Origin of the sequence: Pseudomonas sp. NBRC 100443, assembly GCF_030268185.1 — a bacterium.
Taxonomy (GTDB): domain Bacteria; phylum Pseudomonadota; class Gammaproteobacteria; order Pseudomonadales; family Pseudomonadaceae; genus Pseudomonas; species Pseudomonas citronellolis.
Genome location: NZ_BSQE01000033.1, coordinates 40256 through 61185, shown reverse-complemented (window position 1 = coordinate 61185; position 20930 = coordinate 40256). Strand labels below are relative to the sequence as shown.

The 20930-nt window shown below is 68.4% G+C and carries 17 protein-coding genes; 8 read left to right on the top strand and 9 right to left on the bottom strand.

The window, feature by feature from the left end:
• Positions 1 to 49 precede the first annotated feature (49 nt).
• On the top strand, positions 50 to 952 hold the full coding sequence (locus tag QSJ95_RS30100; protein ID WP_269962665.1) for a LysR family transcriptional regulator: 903 nt from the start codon (positions 50 to 52) through the stop codon (positions 950 to 952).
• Positions 953 to 1272: 320 nt separating this feature from the next.
• Here QSJ95_RS30100 and QSJ95_RS30095 read toward each other — a convergent pair whose 3' ends face one another.
• Positions 1273 to 2166, bottom strand: coding sequence for a TauD/TfdA dioxygenase family protein (locus QSJ95_RS30095; protein WP_043312845.1), 894 nt, complete (start codon positions 2164 to 2166; stop codon positions 1273 to 1275).
• A 113-nt stretch (positions 2167 to 2279) separates the two neighbouring features.
• Here QSJ95_RS30095 and QSJ95_RS30090 point away from each other — a divergent pair, with 113 nt between their 5' ends.
• Positions 2280 to 3311 carry an AraC family transcriptional regulator gene (locus QSJ95_RS30090; protein ID WP_285647317.1) on the top strand — a complete coding sequence of 344 codons (1032 nt, stop codon included), beginning with the start codon at positions 2280 to 2282 and terminating at the stop codon, positions 3309 to 3311.
• Positions 3312 to 3366: 55 nt separating this feature from the next.
• On the opposite strand, the gene QSJ95_RS30085 is transcribed toward QSJ95_RS30090, so the two are convergent.
• The 3 genes from QSJ95_RS30085 to phhA form a co-directional block, all read right to left on the bottom strand.
• Positions 3367 to 4563 carry an amino acid aminotransferase gene (locus QSJ95_RS30085; RefSeq protein WP_009621599.1) on the bottom strand — a complete coding sequence of 399 codons (1197 nt, stop codon included), beginning with the start codon at positions 4561 to 4563 and terminating at the stop codon, positions 3367 to 3369.
• Positions 4560 to 4916 carry a 4a-hydroxytetrahydrobiopterin dehydratase gene (locus QSJ95_RS30080; protein WP_043270842.1) on the bottom strand — a complete coding sequence of 119 codons (357 nt, stop codon included), beginning with the start codon at positions 4914 to 4916 and terminating at the stop codon, positions 4560 to 4562. The genes QSJ95_RS30085 and QSJ95_RS30080 overlap by 4 nt, the downstream gene beginning before the upstream one ends.
• 140 nt (positions 4917 to 5056) lie before the next feature.
• Positions 5057 to 5845 carry a phenylalanine 4-monooxygenase gene (phhA, locus tag QSJ95_RS30075; protein WP_058490614.1) on the bottom strand — a complete coding sequence of 263 codons (789 nt, stop codon included), beginning with the start codon at positions 5843 to 5845 and terminating at the stop codon, positions 5057 to 5059.
• Positions 5846 to 6105: 260 nt separating this feature from the next.
• On the opposite strand from phhA, the gene QSJ95_RS30070 reads away from it, so the two are divergent.
• Entirely contained in the window at positions 6106 to 7668 is a 1563-nt protein-coding gene (locus tag QSJ95_RS30070; protein WP_043312852.1) for a sigma-54-dependent phenylalanine hydroxylase transcriptional regulator PhhR, read from the top strand.
• A 319-nt stretch (positions 7669 to 7987) separates the two neighbouring features.
• Here QSJ95_RS30070 and QSJ95_RS30065 read toward each other — a convergent pair whose 3' ends face one another.
• From QSJ95_RS30065 to QSJ95_RS30050, 4 genes are read right to left on the bottom strand one after another with little or no spacing between them, the layout of a single operon-like run.
• Positions 7988 to 8524, bottom strand: a complete 537-nt coding sequence (locus QSJ95_RS30065; protein WP_043270837.1) for a protoglobin domain-containing protein — start codon at positions 8522 to 8524, stop codon at positions 7988 to 7990.
• A gap of 10 nt (positions 8525 to 8534) precedes the next feature.
• On the bottom strand, positions 8535 to 8903 hold the full coding sequence (locus QSJ95_RS30060; RefSeq protein WP_009621606.1) for a roadblock/LC7 domain-containing protein: 369 nt from the start codon (positions 8901 to 8903) through the stop codon (positions 8535 to 8537).
• Positions 8900 to 9454 carry a GTP-binding protein gene (locus tag QSJ95_RS30055; protein ID WP_051878943.1) on the bottom strand — a complete coding sequence of 185 codons (555 nt, stop codon included), beginning with the start codon at positions 9452 to 9454 and terminating at the stop codon, positions 8900 to 8902. The genes QSJ95_RS30060 and QSJ95_RS30055 overlap by 4 nt, the downstream gene beginning before the upstream one ends.
• Positions 9451 to 10056 carry a DUF4388 domain-containing protein gene (locus QSJ95_RS30050; protein ID WP_043312856.1) on the bottom strand — a complete coding sequence of 202 codons (606 nt, stop codon included), beginning with the start codon at positions 10054 to 10056 and terminating at the stop codon, positions 9451 to 9453. Before QSJ95_RS30050 ends, QSJ95_RS30055 begins: the two co-directional genes overlap by 4 nt.
• A 271-nt stretch (positions 10057 to 10327) precedes the next feature.
• Between QSJ95_RS30050 and QSJ95_RS30045 the strand changes: the two genes are divergently transcribed.
• The 4 genes from QSJ95_RS30045 to QSJ95_RS30030 all read left to right on the top strand — a co-directional run bounded on the left by QSJ95_RS30045 (position 10328) and on the right by QSJ95_RS30030 (position 19228).
• Entirely contained in the window at positions 10328 to 14659 is a 4332-nt protein-coding gene (locus QSJ95_RS30045; RefSeq protein WP_285647312.1) for a DEAD/DEAH box helicase, read from the top strand.
• A 151-nt stretch (positions 14660 to 14810) separates the two neighbouring features.
• Positions 14811 to 16322: a DUF6531 domain-containing protein gene (locus QSJ95_RS30040; protein ID WP_285647311.1), complete on the top strand. Its 1512-nt coding sequence runs from the start codon at positions 14811 to 14813 to the stop codon at positions 16320 to 16322.
• 14 nt (positions 16323 to 16336) lie between these two features.
• Positions 16337 to 18991, top strand: a complete 2655-nt coding sequence (locus QSJ95_RS30035) for an RHS repeat-associated core domain-containing protein (protein WP_285647310.1) — start codon at positions 16337 to 16339, stop codon at positions 18989 to 18991.
• A gap of 9 nt (positions 18992 to 19000) precedes the next feature.
• On the top strand, positions 19001 to 19228 hold the full coding sequence (locus QSJ95_RS30030) for an Imm32 family immunity protein (RefSeq protein ID WP_043314788.1): 228 nt from the start codon (positions 19001 to 19003) through the stop codon (positions 19226 to 19228).
• A 97-nt stretch (positions 19229 to 19325) separates the two neighbouring features.
• Here QSJ95_RS30030 and QSJ95_RS30025 read toward each other — a convergent pair whose 3' ends face one another.
• On the bottom strand, positions 19326 to 19643 hold the full coding sequence (locus tag QSJ95_RS30025; protein WP_009621613.1) for an Mpo1-like protein: 318 nt from the start codon (positions 19641 to 19643) through the stop codon (positions 19326 to 19328).
• Between the two features lie 129 nt (positions 19644 to 19772).
• Between QSJ95_RS30025 and QSJ95_RS30020 the strand changes: the two genes are divergently transcribed.
• Positions 19773 to 20771 carry an AraC family transcriptional regulator gene (locus tag QSJ95_RS30020; RefSeq protein WP_061562331.1) on the top strand — a complete coding sequence of 333 codons (999 nt, stop codon included), beginning with the start codon at positions 19773 to 19775 and terminating at the stop codon, positions 20769 to 20771.
• The last annotated feature ends 159 nt before the right edge of the window (positions 20772 to 20930 follow it).

Here is a 20930-nt window from a genome sequence, read left to right as displayed (position 1 = left end):
CATTTTCTAATAGTCATGAATTCATTCCTGAAATCTATCGGTGGCCGCCATGGACCTGCGCGATCTCGCCTATTTCGAAACCATCGCCGAGCTCGGCCACCTGGGCCGCGCGGCGGACCGTCTGGGGCGCAGCCAGCCGGCGCTGACCAAGAGCATCCAGCGCCTGGAGCAGTCCCTGGGCACCAGCCTGTTCCAGCGCGAGGGCCGGCGCATCCGCCTGACCCCGGCCGGCGAGCTGATGCTGCAGCGCGCCCGCCAGCTGCGCCAGGACATCGAGGAGACGCGCCGCGAGGTGCGCGACTTCGCCAGCGGCCTGGTGGGCAACATCCGCCTGGGCTGCGCCGCGACCATGGCCGAGTACCTGCTGCCGCCGCTGGTGGAGGAACTGTTGCGGCGCGCCCCGGAGGTGACCATCAGCCTGTCCCTGGGCCAGGACGACGTATTGCGCGAGGCCCTGCGCGGCGGGCGCCTGGACATGGCGATCTGCTCGCGCATCCTCGACGACGCGCACCTGGTCAGCGAGCCGCTGTTGCAGGACCAGGTGGTAGTGGTGGCCAGCCGCGAGCACCCGCTGTTCGACGGCCCGGTGGCCATCGCCGACCTCTGTCGATACCGCTGGGTGCTGCCGGCGCCCGGGGTGTCGTCGCGGCGCTGGATGGACGCCACCTTCCAGGCCCACGGCCTGCCGCCGCCGCGGGTGCAGATCGAGACCAACGCCATTCCCATGCTGCCCAACCTGATCGCCCGCACCCGGCTGCTCAGCTTCGTCGCCCGTGAAACGCTGGACGGCGGGCTGCATGGGATGAGCCAGTTGCGCGAGGTGAGGCTGGCGGAAACCACCTTGACGCGGACCATGGGCCTGGCGGTGCGGGAGGGGGCCTATCTGTCGCCGGCGGCGCAGTTGCTGCGGGGGATGTTGCGGGAGCATGCGCAGAGGTTTGCGGGGGAGTGAGCTGGGCTTTTCGTAGGAGCGAGCTTGCTCGCGAACAAGCTCCCCGGTGACTCCGCTGCCGGGCCCACCTCTGTTCCCTCTCCCTAACCCTCTCCCTGAAGGGAGAGGGGACCGTTCGGTGTGCTCGGGTATTTTGGAGTCAGCCGGCAGCACCGAAGGTTTTCGGCTTAAACCATTCCTTTTCTCGGCACGGACAGGCCCCCTCTCCCTTCAGGGAGAGGGCTGGGGAGAGGGGCGGAGTTCACCGTAAACACCGTAGCTATCGGGAAACACCCTTCGCGAGCAAGCTCGCTCCTACGAAAAGCGCGAAGCAGCGCCTCTCACCGGCTTGGCACCTCACCCACCACCGTAGTCCGATACATCTCACGCCGCATCCCATGGTAGTCCGACACCGGGTAGTGCCAGGTGCTGCGGTTGTCCCAGATCGCCAGGGTGCCCTGGCTCCAGCGCATGCGGCAGGTGAAGGCCGGCTGGGTGGCGATGCCGTAGAGGTAGTCCAGCAGCGGCTGCGCTTCGGCCGGGCGCATGCCCTTGATGCCGCTGGTGTAGGCCGGGTTGACGAAGAGTATCTTCTTGCCGGTTTCCGGGTGGCGCGTCACCAGAGGGTGCGAGCGGGTCTCGCCGTCGGCGTTGCCGTAGCGCACCGCCATGTTCTCCATCAGCTCGTTGTGCTTGGCCTCGGCGCCGTAGGCGCGTTCCGGGCTGTGGATGGCGTCCAGGCTCTCCAGCTGCGCGCGCAGCTTGGGCGACAGCCATTCGTAGGCCAGCGCCAGGTTGGCGTAGAGGGTGTCGCCGCCGAACGGCGGGATGTCGTGGCCGTAGAGCAGGGTGAAGGCCGGCGGGCGTTCCTGGAACGACCAGTCGCTGTGCCAGGCGCCGCCGAACACCACCGGCGTCTTCTCGTCGGCTTCCTTGACCACCCGCACCACGTGGGGATGCTCGGGCAGGCCCTGCACGTAGGGTTCGCGGCCGAATTCGCCGAAGCGCAGGGTGACCGCCTCCAGGTCCTCGACGCCCAGCGACTGCCCGCGGATGAACAGCACCTTGTGCGCCAGCAGCGCCTGGCGCAGCTCGGCGAAGCCTTCCTCGCCCAGGCTGCGCAGGTCGACGCCGCTGACGTCCGCGCCTATGGCGCCGGTGGCCGGGACGATCTGGAAGTGACGGTAGCTGGCGGCGCGGTTCTGGCTCGGCAAGGCGTAGAAGAACTCGAACATGGGGTGCCCTCTTGTTGGTGTTGTCGGCCTGTTGAGGATGGTCGCCGCGGCGCACTTGCGCCATGATGATCGGCGCCAGAAATTGATGATTCCCGCCACCTGCAGGAGGCCCCATGGACTGGCGACAGACCCGTGACATCACCGGCGTGCGCCACCTGCTCGACTGCGCCCGCAGCGAGGGCCTGGCCGCGGAGGCCTGCCTGGTGGGCAGCGCCATCGAGCCGCGTGAACTGGCCGGGCGCCATGCGCAGATCCAGGCCTGGCAGGAGCTGGCGGTGATCCGCAACCTGCTGCAGCAGGGCGCCCGCCCCGGCCTGGGCTTCGCCGCCGGGCGCCGCTACCACCTCACCTCGCTGGGGCTGCTTGGCTTCACCATGCTCGCCTGCCGCAGCCTGCGGGAAGCCTTCGAGACCTTCGGCCGCTACCAGAGCCTGGCCCTGACGCTGTGCCCGGTGAGCCGCGAGGCCGAGCCGCGCGGGCACTGGATGATCTTCGACGACCAGGTGCTGCCGCCGGACGCCCGCGCCTTCGTGGTGGAGCGCGGCATCGCCGGTTGCCTGCAACTGGCCGGCGAACTGCTGCAGCGCCCGGTGCAGCCGCTGGCGCTGGAGCTGCGCGCCGAGGCGCCGGCCGACCTCGACGCCTACGCCCGCGCCTGGCCGTACCCGGTGCGCTTCGGCGCCCCGCGCAATGCCCTGCTGTTCGCCCGCGCCGACCTGGAGGCCAGCCTGCCGCAGGCCAACCCGGACAGCCGCAGCAGCGGCGAGCAACTGTGCGAGAAGCTCTGCGAAGAACTGGCGCTGCCCCTGGCCGCCACGCCTACCGCGCGGGCGGTGCAGCGCCTGCTGGTGCGCGATGCCGCGAGCCTGCCGGGCTGCCGCGAGGTGGCGCAGCGCCTGGGACTTTCCGAACGCACCCTGCAGCGCCGCCTGGCCGCCGAAGGGCAGCGCTTCCAGCCGCTGAGCGACGGCATCCGCCTGCGCCTGGCCGAGCGCCTGCTGCTGGAGTCGCGCATGGACCTGAACGGCGTCGCCCAGTGCCTGGGTTATGCCGAGGCGGCCAGCTTCTGCCGGGCCTTCCAGCGCTGGACCGGGACCACCCCGGGGCGCTGGAAGCGCCAGGCTGGGCCATTCTCGCCACTCTGAGCGCGGGCAAAAAAAGACCGGCCAGCGGCCGGTCGAGCGAGGGTGGAAATAGCTTTCAGGCGCAGACCGCGGCGATGGCCCTGGCCAGGTCGTCCAGGCGGCTGGCGTCCAGCCCGGCGACGTTGGCGCGGCCGCTGCCGACCATGTACACGCTGTGTTCCTCGCGCAGGCGGCGCACCTGGTCCGGGCTCAGGCCGGTGTAGGAGAACATGCCGCGCTGGATGGCGATGTGCGCGAAGCGCTCGGCCAGGCCGTGGGGCTGCAGCGCCTCGACCAGGCCCAGGCGCAGCCCGGCGATGCGCGTGCGCATGGCGGTGACTTCCTCCAGCCAGACCTGCTTGAGGTCGCGGTCGCCGAGGATGGTCGCCACCACCTCGGCGCCATGGGCCGGCGGCGTGGACCAGAGGTTGCGCGCCAGACTGGCCAGCTGGCTGCGCACGTTGCCCAGTTGCTCGGCGTTGGCGGCACAGACGATCAGCGCGCCGACGCGGTCGCGGTAGAGGCCGAAGTTCTTCGAGCAGGAGCTGGTCACCAGCAGCTCCGGCAGGCTCTCGGCGAACAGCCGCACGGCGCGGGCATCCTCCTCCAGGCCGTCGCCGAAGCCCTGGTAGGCGAAGTCGATCAGCGGCAGCAGCTCGCGGCGGCGCACTACTTCCAGCACCTTCTGCCAGTCGTTGTAGGCCAGGTCGAAGCCGCTGGGGTTGTGGCAGCAGGCGTGCAGCAGCACCACGTCGCCGTGGGGCACCTTTTCCAGGGTGGCGAGCATGCCTTCCACGTCGAGGTGGTTGTCGGCGCCGACGTAGGGGTAGTGGTGCACCTTCAGGCCGGCGGCGGCGAACAGCGTCTCGTGGATCGGCCAGGTCGGGTCGCTCACCCAGATGCCGCGGCCGGGCAGGCAGCGGGCGATGAAGTCCGCGGCCAGGCGCAGGGCGCCGGTGCCGCCGGGCGTCTGGCTGGCATCGGCGCGCTGGCTGGCCAGCAGCGGCGAGTCGCTGCCCAGCACCAGTTCGCACAGGCGCGCGGCGAACAGCGCGTCGCCGTGGCCGCCGACGTAGCTCTTGGTGGTCTCGTGCTCCACCAGGCGCTGCTCGGCCAGCTTCACTGCGCGGGGGATCGGCGTCAGGCCCTGGGCGTCCTTGTAGACGCCCACGCCCAGGTCCAGCTTGGCCGGGTTGGGGTCGGCGCGGTAGGCATCGAGCAGGCCGAGGATGGGGTCGCCCGGCACGCGCGGGATGGGGGCGAAGTGGTTCATTTGCGGCCTTCGGCGAGCTTGGCCAGCTCGTCGGTGCGCGCGGCCATGATGAAGTCGTTGCGGTGCAGGCCCTTGAGCTCGTGGCTCCACCAGGTGACGGTGACCTTGCCCCACTGGGTGAGCAGGTCCGGGTGGTGGCCTTCTTCCTCGGCGATGGCACCGACGGCATTGGTGAAGGCCAGGGCGTGGCGGAAGTTCTTGAACAGGTACACGCGCTCCAGTTCCATGTGGCCGTCGCGGACCTCGATGTTCCAGTCCGGGATCTGCTTGATCAGGGTCGCCAGTTCCTCGTCGGAGACGTGGGGCGCGTCGGCGCGACAGGCTTCGCAATGGGCTTGGTTGAGGGCGGTCATGGGGTTCTCCTTGTAGGGGGCGTCACGCAAGATATTGATCTTAGGACTGTAGAGGCGAGCTTGCTTGCGAACCGCATGGCACTGCGTTTGTTCGCGAGCAAGCTCGCTCCTACGAAAAGATGTCGGGCAGGCCTCGGGGTTCAGGCTGCCTGCTTCGGCGGGAACTTGGGCGCGTGCAGGCCCAGCTGCATGGCCTGGCGGACCAGCGCCATGATGTCCTGGTGGGCCAGCTCGAACAGGCGCTTGAGCTCCGGCAGCACGAAGTACAGCGGCTGCAGGATGTCGATGCGGTAGGGTGTGCGCATGGCTTCCACGGGGTCGAAGGCCTGGTGCTCGGGCTCGCCGGAAAGGCTGTAGACGGTCTCCTTCGGCGAGGAGAGGATGCCGCCGCCGTAGATGCGCCGGCCCTGCGGGGTGTCGAGCAGGCCGAACTCGATGGTCATCCAGTACAGCCGCGCCAGGTACACGCGTTCTTCCTTGCTGGCGGCCAGGCCGAGCTTGCCGTAGGTGTGGGTGAATTCGGCGAACCAGGGGTTGGTCAGCAGCGGGCAGTGGCCGAAGATTTCGTGGAAGATGTCCGGCTCCTGCAGGTAGTCCAGCTCCTCCGGGGTGCGGATGAAGGTGGCCACCGGGAACTGCTGGCTGGCCAGCAATTCGAAGAAGGTCTGGAAGGGAATCAGCGCCGGGACGCGGGCCACGCGCCAGCCGGTGGCGGCCTGGAGCACCTTGTTGATCTCGCCCAGTTGCGGGATGCGCTCGTGGGGCAGGGCGAGCTGCTCGATGCCGTCCAGGTATTCCTGGCAGGCGCGGCCTTCGATCACCTTGAGCTGGCGGGTGATCAGGGTGTTCCAGACCTGGTGCTCGGCTTCGGGGTAGTGGATGAAACCGTCTTCGTCAGGTTGGCGGGCCACGTACTGCGTTGTCTTCATGGGTCCTCCGGCTTCGAGGCCTTTGTTGTTTTGATGCCTCATCAATAGCCGCGTCGGCGTGCCCATGCAGCCCCCGTGGGCCTTGGGCGAGCGCTGTAAATCCCCTTCACCCGTAAAGAAAAGATTACGAATGACGCCGAATCGCGAGTCATCGGCTTGCTGCTGGCGTCTGCTGTCACATATTCTTGACGGAAATTTCCGCCTCGCCGGCGAAATCCGGCCGGGCGCCGCCCCGCACAACGACAATCTCCGGGCTCGCCATGCGTATCAAAGTCCACTGCCAGAACCGCGTCGGCATCCTGCGCGACATCCTCAACCTGCTGGTCGACTACGGCATCAACGTCAACCGCGGCGAGGTCGGCGGCGAGCAGGGCAACGCCATCTACCTGCTCTGCCCGAACCTGATCAACCTGCAGTTCCAGTCGCTCAAGCCCAAGCTGGAGGCCATTCCCGGGGTGTTCGGCGTCAAGCGCGTCGGCCTGATGCCCAGCGAGCGCCGCCACCTGGAGCTCAACGCGCTGCTGGCGGCGCTGGACTTCCCGGTGCTGTCCATCGACATGGCCGGGCAGATAGTCGCCGGCAACCGCGCCGCCGCGCAGCTGCTCGGGGTGCGCGTCGACGAGGTGCCGGGCATTCCCCTGGCGCGCTACGCCGAGGACCTCGACCTGCCGGAACTGGTGCGCGCCAACAAGGCGCGGATCAACGGCCTGCGGGTGAAGATCAAGGGCGATGTGTTCCTCGCCGACATCGCCCCGCTGCAATCCGAACACGACGAAAGCGAGGCCCTGGCCGGCGCCGTGCTCACCCTGCACCGCGCCGACCGCGTGGGCGAGCGCATCTACAACGTGCGCAAGCACGAGCTGCGCGGCTTCGACAGCATCTTCCAGAGCTCGCGGGTGATGGCCGCGGTGGTGCGCGAGGCCAGGCGCATGGCGCCGCTGGACGCGCCGCTGCTGATCGAGGGCGAGACCGGCACCGGCAAGGAACTGCTGGCCCGCGCCTGCCACCTGGCCAGCCCGCGCGGCCAGGCGCCATTCATGGCGCTGAACTGCGCCGGGCTGCCGGAATCCATGGCCGAAACCGAGCTGTTCGGCTACGGCCCCGGCGCCTTCGAGGGCGCGCGCCCGGAAGGCAAGCTCGGCCTGCTGGAGCTGACCGCCGGCGGCACCCTGTTCCTCGACGGCGTCGGCGAGATGAGCCCGCGCCTGCAGGCCAAGCTGCTGCGCTTCCTGCAGGACGGCTGCTTCCGCCGGGTGGGCAGCGACGAGGAGGTGTACCTGGACGTGCGGGTGATCTGCGCCACCCAGGTCGACCTGTCCGAGCTGTGCGCCAAGGGCGAGTTCCGCCAGGACCTGTACCACCGCCTCAATGTGCTGTCGCTGCACATCCCGCCGCTGCGCGAATGCCTCGACGGCCTGACGCCGCTGGTGGAGCACTTCCTCGACCAGGCCAGCCGGCAGATCGGCTGCCCGCTGCCGCAACTGGCGCCCCAGGCCATGGACCGCCTGGGCCGCTACCACTGGCCGGGCAACGTGCGCCAGCTGGAGAACGTGCTGTTCCAGGCGGTGTCGCTGTGCGAGGGCGGCACCATCAAGGTCGAGCATATCCGCCTGCCGGACTACGGCGCGCCGCACCCGCTGGGCGACTTTTCCCTGGAAGGCGGCCTCGACGCCATCGTCGGCCGCTTCGAACGCGCGGTGCTGGAGCGCCTCTACCGCGAGCACCCCAGCAGCCGGCTGCTGGGCAAGCGTCTGGGCGTGTCGCACACCACCATCGCCAACAAGCTGCGCCAGCATGGGCTGGGGCAGGGCGGGGAGTCCTGACATCGGGGTTCGGCTCCTGTAGGAGCGAGCTTGCTCGCGAACCCGGATTCCCGGCCGACTCCAGACTATCCGCCCACACCGGACAGCCCCCTCTCCCGCTTGCGGGAGAGGGCTGGGGAGAGGGCGATCGCAGATGAATCCGCTCCTACGGCTCCAGGAAGCACGGCTTTTCGTAGGATGGCGTTGAGCGAAGCGATACCCATCAGCGCAACCGCATGGGTTTCGCAAGCTCAACCCATCCTACGAAGAGCACCTTCGGAGCGATCGAAAACAGCGTAGGAGCGGACTCCGTCCGCGATGCCGAGCCGGGGCGCCCGGCTCAGCCGCCGGAAAGCAGGCGGCGGGCCAGCCGTTCGTTGCCGGTGAGGTCGGCCAGGTGTTGCAGCTGGTTGTTCTCGTAGGCCTGGTTGAAGGTCGCCACGTCCAGCGCCAGGACCTTGCGGAAGGCCGTCAGCGCCTCGGCGCCGGCCTGGCCGGCCACCTCTTCGCCGTAGCGGGCGATCAGGTCGAGCATGACCAGCGGGTAGCGCACCGGCAGGCCGATGCGCACGTGGATCAGGCCGATGTTCAGGCGCTTGAGCGCGTAGGTGTCGTCGTAGACGCCGCCGAACAGCTCGCAGAACCAGGTGGCCAGGGATTCCCCCAGGCGCTTCTGGTCGGTGATGAATTCGCGGGTGGCCTCCTGGCTCAGCAGGCGTTGGTAGAAGTCTTCGATCAGCGCCGGGCTGATGGCCTTGGCCTGTTCGGCGAGGCCTGCGAGCAGTGCGCATTCCTTGTCGGACAGGTCCAGCAGGGCGATCAGTTCGTGAACGATGGCGGCGTCCTTGGTGGCCCAGGACAGTCGGTCTGCATGCATGGGGGGCTCCTCAGAGAATGCTGTCGAGGGTGGCGAGGCTGTCCGCCACTTCGAGGTTGATCAGGCCCACGTTGCTGTCGCGCGCGGCGACGATCGCCAGGCAGGCCTTGTCGCCGGCCAGGTGGATGAACACCCGGCCGTCTTCCGCCAGCAGGCTCAGTTCCTTCATCGCGCCGCTCTTGAGGGTTTCGCCGATGCGCCGGCCCACGCCCAGGGCAGCGGCGGCCATGGCTGCGATGCGCGCCGGTTCGATGCCATGGTCGCTGATGGCGTCGACGATGGGCATGCCGTCCAGGCTGCCGAGCAGCACCCCGCGGATGCTGGGGACCGACTGCCGGAGGCGGTCGAGTTCGGCTTGCAGGCGTTCTTGTCGGGTCATGGGGTTTCTCCGTGGTGGGGGTCGGGTGATGGATCGTCGTTGGCCAGCAGCTGTACCAGGACGTCCCAGGCGCTCTGCCTGTCGCGGGCGTCCGTGGCGATGACGTGCTGCGGTGGCAGGTCGAAGTAGGCGGCGACCTCGGCCGGCACCCAGGCCTGGTCGTCGGCGTCGCAGTGGGTGAGGGCGACGATGAAGGGCACCGGCTGCACGCTGGTGATCGCCTCGAGGATGCTGCGGGCCTGGCCGAACTGCTCCGGGTGATCGGCGGCCAGCATCAGCACTAGGCCGTCGGCGCCTTCGCTGAGCAGTTCCCACATGAAGCTGAAGCGCTCCTGGCCGGGCGTGCCGAACAGATGGATGTCGGTGGCGCCCAGGGTGATCCGGCCGAAGTCCAGCGCCACAGTGGTGTTCGCCTTGCCGATGGCTTCGCTGCTGGGCACCTCGGTGTCGACGACGGGGATTTGCGAGAGGTTGCGGATCAGGGTGGTCTTGCCCGAGCCCACGGGCCCGGAGACGACGACCTTGATCGGCGGTGCGCTGTCCTGGTTCATGGGCGGAAGAGCCTCTTCAGACGGCTGGCGAGGGTGGGGTTGGCATGTTTCGTCGATGCACCGGCGCTCTCGTGGGCGCGCACCGGCCAGATTTTCTTGATCTCCCGCAGGTGCTGCAGGGATGCGCAGGTCTCGCGGACTTCCAGCTTCAGCGCCTGGGCCAGTTGCCGCGCGCTGCAACCCTCGGCCAGCAGAGGCATGGCCCTGGCCAGGAAGGCATCGAGTTCGGCCGGCAGCGTCACCGTGCGCCCGCGGATCAGCACGAAGCGCGTGTCCGGATGCACCGACGGCTCCGCCCGGGACGAGGGCGCCAGGCTGGCGAGCACCTGGTCGATGGGCAGGTGCTGGCCGGGTTTCGCCTCCATGGGCGGCGTGGGTTCGAAGTGAAAGCTGGCGTCGCCGATCGACTGCAGGGCGCGCTTGATCTCGCCCGGCTCGCCGATCGGCTGCTCGAGGCTCAGGCCGAGCAGCCGTTCGTTCTGCAGCCGCAGGCGGAGCCGCCTGCCGTCCGGTTCTTCAAGCGTCAGCTGGCCTGCGCGCTTGCCGATGACCGAGAGGACTTCCGCGAGCGGGAAGTCGGAGAGCTTGCCGAAAATTGCCAAACGAAATGTCCTCCAGGGCGGGCTGGGCGCCCTGTCCTGGTAGGAAGTCAGTGCGCGATTCGTGATGCGCCGAGATGATAAGGGGAGGCGTTGTTATGACATGCCCGTACTGCTTGTAGGTGATCTCCGAGGGGCGCTGTCGTTTGTGTAGAGTGCTGAGGCTGTTTCCTTCGGTCCCCCGTGACCTGGCCGCGCGATGCCTGCGCCGCGCCAGGCCAGCCACGATCGGCGGTGCTTGAGGGCCTCGCCCGCCGCCACCATATTGGTGCCCATGAACCGACTCGCCAGCAGCGCCACGCCCGCCGACGTCCTGCAGGGTTTCCACCCCGCCGTCGCCGCCTGGTTCGCCCGCCACTTCGCCGCGCCCACCCCGGCCCAGGTGCAGGCCTGGCCGTCGATCCGCGCCGGGCGCTCGACCCTGGTGGCCGCGCCCACCGGCTCGGGCAAGACCCTCACCGCCTTCCTCTCGGCCATCGACCAACTGGTGCGCGAGGGCCTGGCCAACGGCGGCGAGCTGCCGGACCGCACCTGCGTGGTCTACGTCTCGCCGCTCAAGGCGCTGTCCAACGACATCCGCATCAACCTGGAAGAACCCCTGGCCGGCATCCGCGCCGAGCTTGAGCGCCAGGGCCTGCCGGCCGTGGATATCCGCAGCGCGGTGCGCACCGGCGACACCAGCCAGGGCGAGCGCGAGGCCATGCGCCGGCGGCCGCCGCACATCCTGGTGACCACCCCGGAGTCGCTCTACGTGTTGCTCGGCTCCGATTCCGGGCGGCAGATGCTGGCCGGCGCGCGCAGCGTCATCGTCGACGAAATCCACGCCCTGGCCGGCAGCAAGCGCGGCAGCCACCTGGCGCTGTCGCTGGAGCGCCTGCAGGCCCTGTGCGCCGAGCCGCTGGTGCGTATCGGCCTGTCGGCCACGCAGAAACCCATCGAGGCGGTGGCGCGGTTCCTCTGCGGCAACGCCGACTGTCGCATCGTCGACATCGGCTACAGCCGCGCCCGCGACCTGGGCATCGAAGTGCCGCCGGCGCCGCTGGAGGCGGTGATGTCCCACGAGGTCTGGGACAGCGTCTACGACCGCCTCGCCGCGCTGGCCGAGGAACACCGCACCACCCTGGTGTTCGTCAACACCCGCCGGCTGGCCGAGCGCATCACCCGCCACCTGGGCGAACGCCTGGGGATAGACAAGGTCGCCGCGCACCACGGCAGCCTGTCCAAGGAACAGCGCCTGGGCGCCGAGCAGCGGCTCAAGGCCGGGCGCCTGAAGGTGCTGGTGGCCACCGCCTCGCTGGAACTGGGCATCGACATCGGCGACGTCGAGCTGGTCTGCCAGGTCGCCTCGCCGCGCTCCATCGCCGCCTTCCTGCAGCGCGTCGGGCGTTCCGGGCACAGCGTCGGCGGCACGCCGAAAGGGCGGCTGTTCCCCACCTCCCGCGACGAACTGATCGAATGCGTGGCGCTGCTCGACAGCGTGCGCCGCGACGAACTGGATGCCCTGGCGATCCCCTACGCGCCGCTGGATGTGCTGGCCCAGCAGATAGTCGCCGAAGTGGCCTGCCGCGAATGGCGTGAGGACGAGCTGTTCCAGCTGCTGACCCACGCCCAGCCCTACGCCGGCCTGCCGCGCGAGCGCTTCGACGCCGTGCTGCGCATGCTCGCCGAGGGCTACGCCAGCCGCAACGGCCAGCGCGGCGCCTACCTGCACCGCGACGGCGTCCACGGCCTGCTGCGTGGCCGGCGCGGCGCTCGGCTGACCGCGGTGACCTCCGGCGGCACCATTCCCGACGCCGGCGACTACCAGGTGCTGCTGGAGCCCCAGGGCCTGACCGTGGGCACGGTGAACGAGGACTTCGCCGTGGAAAGCCTGGCCGGCGACGTGTTCCAGCTGGGCAACGTGTCCTATCGCATCCTCCGCGTGGAGCCGGGCAAGGTGCGCGTCGAGGACGCCCAGGGCCTGCCGCCGAACATCCCGTTCTGGCTGGGCGAGGCGCCGGGGCGCAGCGATGAGCTGTCGGTGAGCGTGTCGCGCCTGCGCGAGCGCCTGGACGCCTTGCTCGCCGAAGGGCAGGGCAGCGACGCGCCCCTGGCCCCGGCGCTGCGCTGGCTGGAGGACGAGCTGGGCCTGCAGGAAGCCGCGGCCCGGCAACTGGTGGAATACCTGGCCCGCGCCCGCGCCGCCCTCGGCGTGCTGCCGAGCCAGTCGGCGCTGGTGCTGGAGCGTTTCTTCGACGAATCCGGCGGCATGCAGCTGGTGCTGCACTCGCCCTACGGCAGCCGCATCAACCGCGCCTGGGGCCTGGCCCTGCGCAAGCGCTTCTGCCGCACCTTCAACTTCGAGCTGCAGGCGGCGGCCACCGAGGACGCCATCATCCTCTCGCTGTCCACCAGCCACAGCTTCCCGCTGGACGAGGTGTGGCGCTACCTGAACTCGAAGAGCGCAGAACACGTGCTGATCCAGGCCCTGCTCGACGCGCCGCTGTTCGGCGTGCGCTGGCGCTGGAACGCCACCACCTCGCTGGCCCTGCCGCGCTTCCGCGGCGGGCGCAAGGTGGCGCCGCAACTGCAACGCATGCGCAGCGAGGACCTGCTGGCGGCGGTGTTCCCCGACCAGGTGGCATGCCTGGAGAACATCGTCGGCGAGCGCGAGATTCCCGATCACCCGCTGGTGGCCCAGACCCTCGACGACTGCCTGCACGAAGCCATGGACTGCGAGGGCTGGCTGGCCCTGATGCGGCGCATGGAAGCCGGCGAGGTGGCGCTGTACGCCCGCGACCTGCCGGCGCCTTCGCCGCTGGCGGCGGAAGTGCTGAGCGCCAGCCCCTACGCCTACCTCGACGACGCCCCGCTGGAAGAACGCCGCACCCAGGCCGTGCTGAGCCGGCGCTGGAGCGACCCGGAATCGGCCGACGACCTCGGCGCTCTCGACCCCGAGGCCATCGCCGCGGTGCGCGCCGAAGCCTGGCCCGAGGCCCGCGACGCCGACGAGATGCACGAGGCGCTGACCGGCCTGGGCTGCATCCTCGGCGGGGAAGCCCGTGCCAACCTGGGCTGGGAACTGCTGCTCGGGCGCCTGGCCAGGGCCGGGCGGGCGACGCGCCTGCGCAGCGGCGCGGCCGACCTCTGGGTGGCCGCCGAACGCCTCAGCCAGTTGCGGGCGGTCTATCCACAGGCACGGCTGGCGCCCGAGCTGGACCTGCCGCTGGCGTTGCAGGAAGGCTGGTCCGCCGAAGACGCGCGCCTGGAACTGCTGCGCGCGCGCCTGACCGGCTTCGGCCCGCGCACCGAGGCGCAACTGGCTGTCGACCTCGATCTGCCGCCCGCCGATATCGCCTTCGCCCTGGCTGGCCTGGAGCGCGAGGGCTACGTGCTGCGTGGCCGCTTCAGTCCCGGCGCCGACGAGGAGGAGTGGTGCGAGCGCCACCTGCTGGCACGCATCCACCGCTACACGGTGCGCCGCCTGCGCCGCGAGATCGAGCCGGTGGAGCGCGCCGACTTCATGCGCTTCCTGTTCGACTGGCAGCGCGTCTCCAGAACCACCCGGGCACGCGGCGCCGAGGCCCTGGCTGGCGTGCTCGGCCAGCTGGAAGGCTTCCAGGCCGCCGCCGGGGCCTGGGAAAGCGACCTGCTGCCGGCGCGGGTAGCCGACTACGGCATCAACTGGCTGGACGACCTGTGCCGCGCCGGCCGCCTGGTCTGGGCGCGCCTGCCCAGCCGCGGCACGGCGCGCGGGCGCAGCGGCGCCGGGCCGCTGCGCAGCACGCCCATCGTCCTGCTGCCGCGCCGCCAGTTGCCGCTGTGGGGCGCGCTCTGCGCCGATGCGCCGGAGGCCGAGCTGTCCTCGAAGGCGCAGAAGGTGTTGCAAGCGTTGCAGGAGCAGGGCGCGCTGTTCTTCGACGAGCTCACCAGCGAGGCGCACCTACTGCGCAGCGAACTGGAAGTGGCCCTGGGCGAACTGGTGGCGGTGGGCCGGGTGAACGCCGACAGCTTCGCCGGCCTGCGCGCGCTGCTATTGCCAGCGGCCAAGCGCAGCCGCCAGGAGCGCCGGGCGCGCACCCCACTGTTCGGCATGGCCGACGCCGGCCGCTGGGCGCTGCTGCGCCGCCCGCGTAACGAGCTGATCGAAGGCCAGCCGCCGCGCCTGCAGGCGGAAGTGCTGGAACACGTGGCCATGACCCTGCTGCGCCGCTACGGCGTGGTCTGCTGGCGCGTGCTGGAGCGCGAGGCCGACTGGCTGCCGCCCTGGCGCGACCTGCTGCGCGTCTACCATCGCCTGGAAGCCCGCGGGGAAATCCGCGGCGGGCGCTTCGTCGCCGGCCTCACCGGCGAACAGTTCGCCCTGCCCGAGGCCGTCGGCCTGCTGCGTGAAGTGCGCCGGCGCGAAAAGGACGGCGAATACCTGGTGCTCTCGGCGGTGGACCCGCTCAACCTCGCCGGCACCCTGCTGCCGGGCAGCAAGGTACCGGCAGTCGCCGGCAACCGCGTGCTCTACCGCGACGGCGCCGCCCTGGGCGCGCTCATCGCCGGCAAGCCGGTGCTCTGGGCGGAACTGCCGGCGGAGGAAATGGCGAAGGCGCGGGAGCTACTGATCCGGCGCCTCTAGATGCATCTGCCAGAGATGGCGTCCTGCGCGTAGGCAGGGGCCTCGATCGGCGTGGGATGTTTTGCTGATTTCAGGAGTGGCTAGGCGTTAACGTTCTTCGCCTGCCGCCATCGCTTGACTGGGGCCTCCACTGTTCATGGAGGACCCAAGCATGCGCCCCCGTCTAGTTCTGCATTGCCTGCTCCCAGGGTTGGGAGCCTTGTTAGCCAGCCAGGCCAGCCTGGCGCAATACCAGTGGCACGACGCGACGAGGACCGCCTGGACCTCGGCCGAAGCGGCCTGCGAACAGGGCGAGGGCATCCGCCTGCTGCTCCAGAAGCGTGAGCAGAATCCCCGCCAGCAATGGCGCATCAACAACTATTCGCTCACCGACATCGGTGGCGAAGCCTTCTGCCGCTTCACGATCGAACGCAAATTGTTCGGTCGCTGGCTTCCCGACACCTATCACTTCTCCTCCGTCTACCTTTCCGGCGGGCCGGACCTGTGCCCCAGCGGCGTGCTGGATGAAGGGGGCCAGTGCTGCGCGCAATGCCAGAGCAACGAATGCAATGACAGCAATCCTATCCTTGGCGCCACCGGGCAGAAGGTGCAGATCGAGGTCGACCTGAGCGTGCCCGGTTCGCGGCTGGGGTTCAGCCGCAACTACTGGAGCAGCCGCAACCAGGCCGGCGACCTCGGCGTCGGCTGGAGCCATGGCTGGAACCAGCGTATCGCCAAGCTCACGGCCGACCGGCTCAAGGCCTATCGCGACGATGGCCGGGCAGTGGCCTTCACCCGCGTGGCGGGCAAGTGGACGGCCTCCGCCGACGAGCGACTCACGCTGGTCGAGCTACCCGACCAGGGCGGCTGGAGCCTCACCGGCGCCGACGCCAGCGTCGAAACCTACGATGCGCTCGGGCAGTTGAAACGCCTCGATCCGGTGCTCGGCGGCAGCCTGCATTTCGCCCGGGATGCGGCTGGCCGGCTGGTCCGGATCAGCGATGCGGGCGGCCGCCAGATCACCCTCGGCTATGCCGGTGAACGGCTGGCGAACCTGCAGTTCGGCAACTGGAGCATCAGCTACCGCTACGACGAGCACGGCCGCCTCGCCAGCGTCCTGCGCGGCGACGAAGAACAGCACTACCACTACGAAGTCGCCGAGCGCCCGCACCTGCTCACGGGAATCACCGACGCCCGCGGCCTGCGCTTCGCCACCTGGACCTATGACGGCCAGGGGCGCGCCACCTCCAGTAGCCATGCCGGCGAGGCCGGCACCGTGCAATTCGCCTATCTCGATGCCAACCGCGTGCGGATCACCAACCCGCTGGGCAAGTCGACGCTCTACCACTACCAGACCTTCGACCAGCGCCGCCTGGTCACCCGCCGGGACGGCGAAGCCAGCGCCCACTGCCCGGCCGCCAGCCAGCAGGTCACCTACCTGGCCAATGGGTTGCCGGCCAGCCGAACCGACTGGAACGGCAACCTGACCACCCACCAGTACGACGAGCGCGGCCTGGAAGTCTCGCGCACCGAAGCGGCCGGCACGCCGCAGGCACGCACCATCACCACAACCTGGCATCCGACCTTCGCGCTGCCGCTGAGCATCACCGAGCCGGGGCAGGTCACCCGCTACCAGTACGACAACCGTGGTCGCGTCATCGCGCAAACCACCGAAGCGCTTTGAGCAAGGAGGCTGACATGAAAACGAAATTATTCGGCGCCCTGTCCCTGGCGATATTGCTTGGGCATCCCGCCCAGGCTGCCGAACGCAGTTGGTCCTACACCTACAACGAACTGGGCCTGATCGAAAGCGCCGACGGCCCGCGCACCGACGTGCAGGACATCACCCGCTACAGCTACGACGCCAAGGGCAACCTCACCGCCGTGACCAACGCCCTGGGCCACGTCACTCGCCTGGCCGACCACGACGAGCGCGGCAACCCCGGCACCCTCACCGACGCCAACGGCGTGGTCAGCACCCTGACCTACAGCGGCATCGACGCGCGTCTGGCGTCCATCGGCAGCGCCGGCAGCACCACCCGCTTCGAATACGACGCGGTTGGGCAGATCACCCGCCTGACCCGCGGCGACGGCAGCTGGCTGGCCTACACCTACGACGACGCGCGGCGCCTGGTGGCCATCGCCAACAACCTCGGCGAGCGCCTGGAATACGACGTCGACGCCCAGGGCAACCGCACGGCGCAGCGGCTGAAGGACGCCAGCGGCAGCCTGGTGCGCCAGCAGCAGTGGGTGTACGACGAACTTGGCCGGCTGCTGCGCGCGGTCGGCGCCGCTGGCCAGACCCACAGCTACCGGTACGATCTCAACGACAACCCCACCGGCCGGACCAACCCGCGCCAGTACGCCAGCACCCAGGCGTTCGACGCCCTCGATCGCCTGGTCAGCCATACCGACGCCCTCGATGGCGTCACCCACCTGACCTACGACGCCCAGGACAACCTCACCCAGGTCAGCGATCCCCGCGGCGTCACGACGCGCTATGTGTATGACGGCCTGGGCAACCTCATCCAGCGCATCAGCCCCGATAGCGGTACCACCCGTTTCGAATACGACGCCGCCGGCAACGTCATCCGCCAAACCGATGCCCGTGGTGTGGTGGTGGAGTTCAGCTACGACGCCCTGAACCGCCTGAGCGAACGCCGCTACCCGGCCACCCCGGCCTTCGACGTGCGCTACCAGTACGACGGCAGTGCCGACGGCAACCACGGCATCGGCCGCCTGACGGCCATCGAGGATGGCAGCGGCCGTCTCGCCTATCGCTATGACGCGCGCGGCAACCTGGTGCAGCAGGCGCGCAGCCTGAGCATCAACGGCCAGGTATTGGAAGCGTCCCTGAGCTTCCAGTACGACGCCGCCGACCGCCTGGTTGGCATCGGCTATCCGTCCGGCTACACCCTCGGCTACCCGCGCAATGCCGGCGGCCAGGTGAGCAGCGTCACCCTGGGCGTAGGCAGCCAGGCGCCCCTCGTCCTGGCCAGCGATATCGCCTATCTGCCCTTCGGCCCCCTGCAACGCCTGAGCTGGGCCAACGGCATCAGCCTGGCCCGCGAGTACGACCAGGACTACCAACTGGTCCGCCAGCGTATCGGCCCCTGGCAGAGCGACTACCGGCACGACGCCAACGGCAACATCACCCAACTGGCCCACAGCCTCTGGGGCACGCTGGACTACCAGTACGACCCCCTGGACCGCCTGACCACGGAGCGCAGCAGCCAGGCCGAGCGCCGCTACGGCTACGACGCCGTGGGCAACCGCACCGAGAAGAGCGCCACGCGCCTGGCCGACGGCGAATCCCTGCAGGATAGCTACCGCTACGCCAGCGACAGCAACCGGCTCACCGCCCTCAATGGCCACACGGTGACCAGCGATGCCGCCGGCAACCTGCTCCAGGACCGCGCCAGCCGCCTGCTCGGCTATGACGCCCAGGGCCGCCTGGCGAACGTGCGGATCGACGGCCAGGAAGTCGCCCAGTACCGCTACAACGCCCACGGCCAGCGCATCGCCAAGCTGACCGCGCAAGGCTTCACCACCTACCTCTACGGCCCCGACGGCCAACTGCTCGGCGAAGCCGCCTACGATCGGAATGGCCAGTCCCGCCGCGAACAGTACTACCTGTGGCTCGACCGCCTGCCCCTGGCCACCCTGAGCACGGCCTACGACGACCAGGGCCATCCGGGCAACCCCCGCGTGCTCTACCTGCACAGCGACCACCTCGACACCCCGCGGCTGGCCAGCGACGACGACCAGCGCCTGGCCTGGCAATGGCAGTCCGATGCCTTCGGCAACGGCCAGCCCAGCAGCCCGGACAACACCGTGGTGAACCTGCGCTTCCCTGGGCAGTACTACGACGCCGAGAGCGGCCTGCACTACAACTACTTCAGGGACTACGACCCGCAGACCGGACGGTATGTGGAGAGTGATCCGATTGGGCTTGAGGGTGGGTTGAATACTTACGGGTATGTAAATGGAAATCCTATAAGCTTCTTAGATAGTTATGGGCTTGCTAGTTCTGGTGTTCCTGGCAAGGTTCCGGGAACACAGATAACAGTGCGAATCGACAATCCTCATGTGCCTGGGCAGCAAGAACATGCGCACATTAATCAGAAGGGAAAACCCGAGGTGGTAATAAATAAAGATGGTTCAGGAAGTCATGGAACAGATCCGAAAAAGGCATCTCGGAATAAGAAATTGTTAGAGTTCTTGAGGAAGCGAGGCTTCAAGCTTGGCCTTCCTTATCCATGGCCATCTTATGATGAAGTTATGCGAGAATACTGTGCCCAAAATCCTTATGATAGTCAGTGCATGATGGAAAATTCTGATAGATGCATATAGGAGGCCCACATGAAGCTATATGGGTACGAAGATGCTGGTACGTTGCGGGCGCTTCAAGAGGTTTCTATTGTTGCCACAGCTTCAGAGCTTCGAAGCTTGGCTGATATGCTTATGTTGGCGGCTAACAAGATAGAAGGTTTGGTGGAGGGTACGTCTGACCATATCCACTTTAGTGATTTCTTTGAGGGGGGGGATTCCAGCTCTGCTGATATCATTGTAATGACGGTGGCTTCATAAGAACTCTGAAGATTCTGAGAGAGGCAGTAACTCCATAGCGCTATTGCTTTGCAATAGCGCTAATTTTTTAAGGGCAATCTGTTACAGCAGAGCAACCTCAGAACCGAATCCGCCCCGTAAAGGCATCCCTGAGCATCACCCAGTCGCCCATGAACGACCACAGCGGGTACTTGAAGGTGGCCGGGCGGTTCTTTTCGAAGACGAAGTGGCCGACCCAGGCGAAGCCGTAGCCGGCGAAGGGCAGGGCGATGAGCCACAGCAGGTTGCCGCTGGCGATGGCGTAGGCGAGGATCGCCAGCACCAGCAGGCTGCCCACGTAGTGCAGGCGGCGGCAGGTGGGGTTGCTGTGTTCCTGCAGGTAGAAGGGGTAGAACTCGGCGAAGCTGTGGAAACGCTCGGCGGTGTGGGTGGTCATGGCGCACCTCCTGTTGTTGTGATGGCCGCAGTCTACGAAGGCGGCCGATGACTTGCAGATGACCCCTGCAGCCAGTTTAGTATCCAACCCCGCCATTCCTTGCGCGCGCTGACAACAAGAAGAACCGAGATGCCTGAGCGTACCACCCTGTCCAGTTGGGTTCGTGGGATCCTCCTTGCCATCGAGCTGGAGGGGCTGGACAGCCGCGAGCTGTTCGCCGAGCTGGGCCTGGACCTTGCCGTCCTCGCCGACCCGGACGCGCGCTTCCCCCAGGACGACATGACGCGCCTGTGGCAACTGGCCGTGCAGCGCAGCGGCAATCCGGCCATCGCCCTCAATTTCGCCCGCGTGCACACCCCGGCGTTTCCGGTGCTGGGGTATTCGATGATGTCCAGCCGCACCCTGGCCGAGGCCTTCGAGCGCCTGGAGCGTTACCAGCGGATCATCGCCGAGGGGGCGGACGTGAGTTTCCGCCGCCTGCCCGAGGGCTGCCTGTTCAGCGTGCAGGTGCATGGCGACCGCCTGTTGCCGCCACGGCAGAGCGCGGAAAGTTCGCTGGCCAGCATGATCGCCCTGGTGCGCTGGATCACCGGGCGCGACATCCGCCCGCTGGAGGTCCGCCTGGCGGGCGAACCGCCGGTCGACCTGGCGCCCTACCAGGCGCTGTTCCAGGCGCCGCTCAGCCATGGCCACGGGCAGTGCGCCATGCTGTTTTCCCACGAGGACATGAACGCGCCGCTGCCCACGGCCAACGCCGAACTGGCGCGCCTGCACGACCGTTTCGCCGGCGAGTACCTGGCGCGCTTCGGCAGCAGCCGTTTCAGCCACCAGACGCGCCAGGTGCTGTGCCGCCTGCTGCCCCAGGGCGAGCCGCGGCGCGAGGTGGTGGCGGAAATCCTCCACTTGTCCGAGCGCACCCTGCAGCGGCGCTTGCAGGAGGAGGGCAGCAGCTACCAGCAACTGCTCGACGACACCCGCCGCGAGCTGGCCCAGCAGTACCTGGCGACGCCGCACATGACGCTGCTGGAGATCGCCTACCTGCTGGGGTTCTCCGAGCCGAGCAACTTCTTCCGCGCCTTCCGCCGCTGGTTCGGGGTGACGCCGGGGGAGTATCGGGAGCGGTTGTAGGCGGTCGAGGGAAATGCCATGCCTCCCCGGTGATCGTAGGAGCGGGCCCTGCCCGCGAATCGCGCGCAGGGCGCGCTCCTACATGGCTGTGGCGTATGGGGCAACCCGCAGGAGCGGATCTCATCCGCGAATCGCGCCGATACGTCCGGCCATCGCGGA

Bases quoted from the DNA above. Each gene is read 5' to 3' on its own strand.
- QSJ95_RS30100 (WP_269962665.1), top strand. From the start codon at position 50: ATGGACCTGCGCGATCTCGCCTATTTCGAAACCATCGCCGAGCTCGGC.
- QSJ95_RS30095 (WP_043312845.1), bottom strand. From the start codon at position 2,166: ATGTTCGAGTTCTTCTACGCCTTGCCGAGCCAGAACCGCGCCGCCAGC.
- QSJ95_RS30090 (WP_285647317.1), top strand. From the start codon at position 2,280: ATGGACTGGCGACAGACCCGTGACATCACCGGCGTGCGCCACCTGCTC.
- QSJ95_RS30085 (WP_009621599.1), bottom strand. From the start codon at position 4,563: ATGAACCACTTCGCCCCCATCCCGCGCGTGCCGGGCGACCCCATCCTC.
- QSJ95_RS30080 (WP_043270842.1), bottom strand. From the start codon at position 4,916: ATGACCGCCCTCAACCAAGCCCATTGCGAAGCCTGTCGCGCCGACGCG.
- phhA (WP_058490614.1), bottom strand. From the start codon at position 5,845: ATGAAGACAACGCAGTACGTGGCCCGCCAACCTGACGAAGACGGTTTC.
- QSJ95_RS30070 (WP_043312852.1), top strand. From the start codon at position 6,106: ATGCGTATCAAAGTCCACTGCCAGAACCGCGTCGGCATCCTGCGCGAC.
- QSJ95_RS30065 (WP_043270837.1), bottom strand. From the start codon at position 8,524: ATGCATGCAGACCGACTGTCCTGGGCCACCAAGGACGCCGCCATCGTT.
- QSJ95_RS30060 (WP_009621606.1), bottom strand. From the start codon at position 8,903: ATGACCCGACAAGAACGCCTGCAAGCCGAACTCGACCGCCTCCGGCAG.
- QSJ95_RS30055 (WP_051878943.1), bottom strand. From the start codon at position 9,454: ATGAACCAGGACAGCGCACCGCCGATCAAGGTCGTCGTCTCCGGGCCC.
- QSJ95_RS30045 (WP_285647312.1), top strand. From the start codon at position 10,328: ATGAACCGACTCGCCAGCAGCGCCACGCCCGCCGACGTCCTGCAGGGT.
- QSJ95_RS30040 (WP_285647311.1), top strand. From the start codon at position 14,811: ATGCGCCCCCGTCTAGTTCTGCATTGCCTGCTCCCAGGGTTGGGAGCC.
- QSJ95_RS30035 (WP_285647310.1), top strand. From the start codon at position 16,337: ATGAAAACGAAATTATTCGGCGCCCTGTCCCTGGCGATATTGCTTGGG.
- QSJ95_RS30030 (WP_043314788.1), top strand. From the start codon at position 19,001: ATGAAGCTATATGGGTACGAAGATGCTGGTACGTTGCGGGCGCTTCAA.
- QSJ95_RS30025 (WP_009621613.1), bottom strand. From the start codon at position 19,643: ATGACCACCCACACCGCCGAGCGTTTCCACAGCTTCGCCGAGTTCTAC.
- QSJ95_RS30020 (WP_061562331.1), top strand. From the start codon at position 19,773: ATGCCTGAGCGTACCACCCTGTCCAGTTGGGTTCGTGGGATCCTCCTT.